This is a genomic window from Paracoccus sp. DMF (genome assembly GCF_004407025.1).
In the GTDB taxonomy this organism is placed as follows: Bacteria; Pseudomonadota; Alphaproteobacteria; order Rhodobacterales; family Rhodobacteraceae; genus Paracoccus; species Paracoccus aminovorans_B.
The window spans coordinates 1-3204 of sequence record NZ_SOKV02000098.1 but is presented as its reverse complement, the minus strand read 5'-3'; the positions used below and the strand labels follow the sequence as shown (position 1 = coordinate 3204).

Below are 3204 nucleotides of genomic sequence, written 5' to 3'. Positions count from 1 at the left end.
TTCAGGCGGACGATACGGTCTGGTTGGCGCATGGTTTTGCTGCCTCCTGCTGGCTGTTTCTGACGATTGCAGAGACCAGTCAGGGCAAGGAATTATCGTTTCGCAATAGATATTTAGCTGTCGTAGTGCTGTAGCGTAGAAACGGCGGTAAATAGGATGGTTCTACGCCCTACAATCCGATGCCTCGACCTCTGCCAAGACCGTGACTGAGGGCGAGTTGCCGCCCGAGCCTCATCCCTGAGTCGAAATCCATGCTGATGCCGAGTTGCTTCTTTCGGCCTTCGAGCAGGGATTCCATCTGCGGATCGCGTTCGAGGCTCATCGCCATGTTGCCCATCTCCGCGCGCGCTGACCTGTAGCCGGAATAGTTGCCCGCCGCATATTGGCGCTCGCCGGTCTGTTTGAGGTCACGAAAGCGTTCGACAAAGCGGTCGGCTCGGCGCTCCGGGCTGGTGCGAATCTCGGTTTCCAGTTGCAGGGCGCGGATGGCGCGATTGACCTTGCCCGATCCCGCCTCATGGGTAAGGCTCTCATCCTTGGCATAGGCCGCTTCGGCATCCTGCCAGCCATAGGGGCGCACCTCGTCAAATGCCTTGCGGGAATCGACCAGTTCTTCCCATTGCGCGGGGCTTGCCTTGCCTGCATCTTCGGCGTTGAAGACCTCGCCAATGGCGTGGGCATGGCGGATGAGCGCCATTCTGCGGGCGTGGCGCAAGGCATCTTCTGGATCGATCCCGGCGTCCTGTGCTACCGCCTCGATCTCCTGCCTGATCCCCCTGCCGCTCGTCTCCCTTTCCGGCCCTTCCGCGCCGTCGCGGAGTTCGCGCACGCTGAAAATGATGTCGCCGATCCGGTCAACGGCATTGTTCCGGGCGTGAACCTGTTCAACGACAGCATCATGGGCATGGGAGGTAATACCGCGCCGCTCGGCGTAGCTCGGCGCCGGGTCGATCTGCTGTTCGTAGTCGGTCGCCATGTCCTTGGCCCGGTCGCGCGACAGGGTGTTGATGAGTTTGTCCTGACTGGCGAAGTCGTCGCGGCCGTAATGCAGGTCCATACCGTCGCGGTGCCTGGACAGGGCGACATAGCTGCCGTGGGCATCCAAGCCCGGCGTCGCCAATACATGCGTCCGGTCCACCGTCATGCCCTGCGCCTTATGGATGGTCGCCGCATAGCCGTGGTCGATGCGGTCGTAATCCTTCATGTCGAAGGCGATGGAACGGCCATCGTCGGTCTGCACGGTCATGCTTGTGGTGTTGACCTCAACGATGGTGCCAAGCGTGCCGTTCTTGACGCCAAGCCCGCGCTCGTTTTGCAGGAACATGACGCGATCTCCGGCGGCGAAGTGCCGTTCGCCTCGTTCGACCGTCACGCGCACGTCCTTGCCAAGATCGCCCGCTGCCCGCATCCGGACGCGGGCGGCTTCGTTGAGTTCCCGCACCTCGGCATTGGTGTGGGTGAGGATGATGCGGGTGCTGTCCGGTGACGCCTGCCGGTCACGGTCCCAGCGGTCGATCAGATCGCCGCGCGCCTGTTCGCGTGTTTCGGCGGAATGCACCATGCCGTGACTGTCATAAGCATGGATCGCGTCACCCGTCCTGCCGGTCGCCAGATCGCGGGTGGCGTCACGTTGCCAGTCCTCGCGCTGGCGGCGAACCTCATGAATCTCGACGCCGCCATTTCGGTCATGGATCGAGCGGAAGGCAGCGCCCGCTTCGATAGACTGTAGCTGCTGTGGATCGCCAACCAGCACGACCTTTGCCCCGGCTTCGGCGGCATGAGACAGCACGCGCTCCAACTGGCGGGTGCCGACCATGCCCGCCTCGTCGATGACAAGCACGTCGCGGCTGGTGAGCATGTCACGTCCGTTTTTCCAGCCGTGTTCCACACTGGCGATGGTGCGGGACGCAATGCCCGATCCGCTTTCCAGATTTTCCGCCGCAATGCCGGATAGGGCAACGCCGCGAACCTCATAGCCTGCCGCTTCCCAAGCCTCGCGGGCAACGCCGAGCATGGCGCTCTTTCCCGTTCCGGCATAACCGACGACAATGCCAAGATCACGCCCGTCCGTGACATGCGCCAGCGCATCGGCCTGCTCACTGGACAGGACAAGGCCACGCTGTTCGGCGCGGGCAAGTGCTGCCTCTCTATCGGCTTCGTTCACCTCATGGCGCTCGCGCTCCGCCATCATCTCGGCCGCGCGGTGCAACCGCTGTTCGGCCTCGATCATGTCGCGGGTGGTGAACCGATCCTCGCCGCGTCCGTCCTGCCCAAGCTCGACCAGATCGGGCGAACCGCGCATCGCGCCCATGACCTCGTTATACTGCTCGATGCCGTCGCTATGCCGGTGCGCGAACATCGCCATGTCCCGGCGCGTGAACGTCGATTGCTGCTGTGTGATCGCGTCCAGCGCAACGGAAGGATCGGCGATGATCCGTTCGCCGTTGTTGCGCGCGATCTCGCGGTGCATATCCGCCCGGTCGGCGGCTTCAATGCCTTCACCCTCGAGGCGCTGCGCCGGTGCGCCGATCTGGCTTTGCGGCTCAAGCCCGATCCCCTGCGCCTCAAGGCTGCGATGGTCGATCCGCGCGTCGATGTCGAGTTCGGCCAGACGTTCGTTGACATGCTCGGCCCAGCGTTCCCGCCAGCGCTCCACCATCTCCGTGCGGTTCCAGTCCCGTACCTTCGGGCCGAAACCATTCTCGTCCACGCTGCGCATGGTGAGCATGACATGGGCGTGGGGTTTGGGCATCCCGTCTTCGCCGATGTCCCAATGCACATTGAGATCGGCAATCATACCCTGATCGACAAATTCCGATTGAGCGAAGTCGCGGGCCAGCTCGATGCCCTGCGCCTGAGTCATCTCGCGCGGGATGGCAAACTCGACCTCGCGGGCAAGTTGGGCGTCCTTCCTGACCTCAAACGCCTCTACATCGTTCCAGAGCCGTTCGCGGTCGCCAAGATGCTCGGGTGCACCATCCGGCAATATGACTTCGGAATGGACGACGCCGCGCTTGTTGGAAAAGTCCTGCACGCGGTCGATGCGCTCGTCGCGCAGCCGCGAGGCCGAGCGGTAGGCCGCTGAGGCCACCGCACTCGACCCGGCCTTGCGGCCGATAACCTTGACGTGAAGATGATAGATCGCCATCGCGATCAAGCATTGGCACGGCGAAGCGCACGTCGGAACGACGTATAAGCGCGCCC

The 3204-nt window shown here is 63.1% G+C and carries 1 protein-coding gene; it reads right to left on the bottom strand.

The annotated features are described in order from the left end of the window. Positions 1-169 precede the first annotated feature (169 nt). Entirely contained in the window at positions 170-3148 is a 2979-nt protein-coding gene (gene traA / locus E3D03_RS20205; protein WP_263568444.1) for a Ti-type conjugative transfer relaxase TraA, read from the bottom strand. Between the last annotated feature and the right edge of the window lie 56 nt (positions 3149-3204).

Bases quoted from the DNA above. Each gene is read 5' to 3' on its own strand.
- traA (WP_263568444.1), bottom strand. From the start codon at position 3,148: ATGGCGATCTATCATCTTCACGTCAAGGTTATCGGCCGCAAGGCCGGG.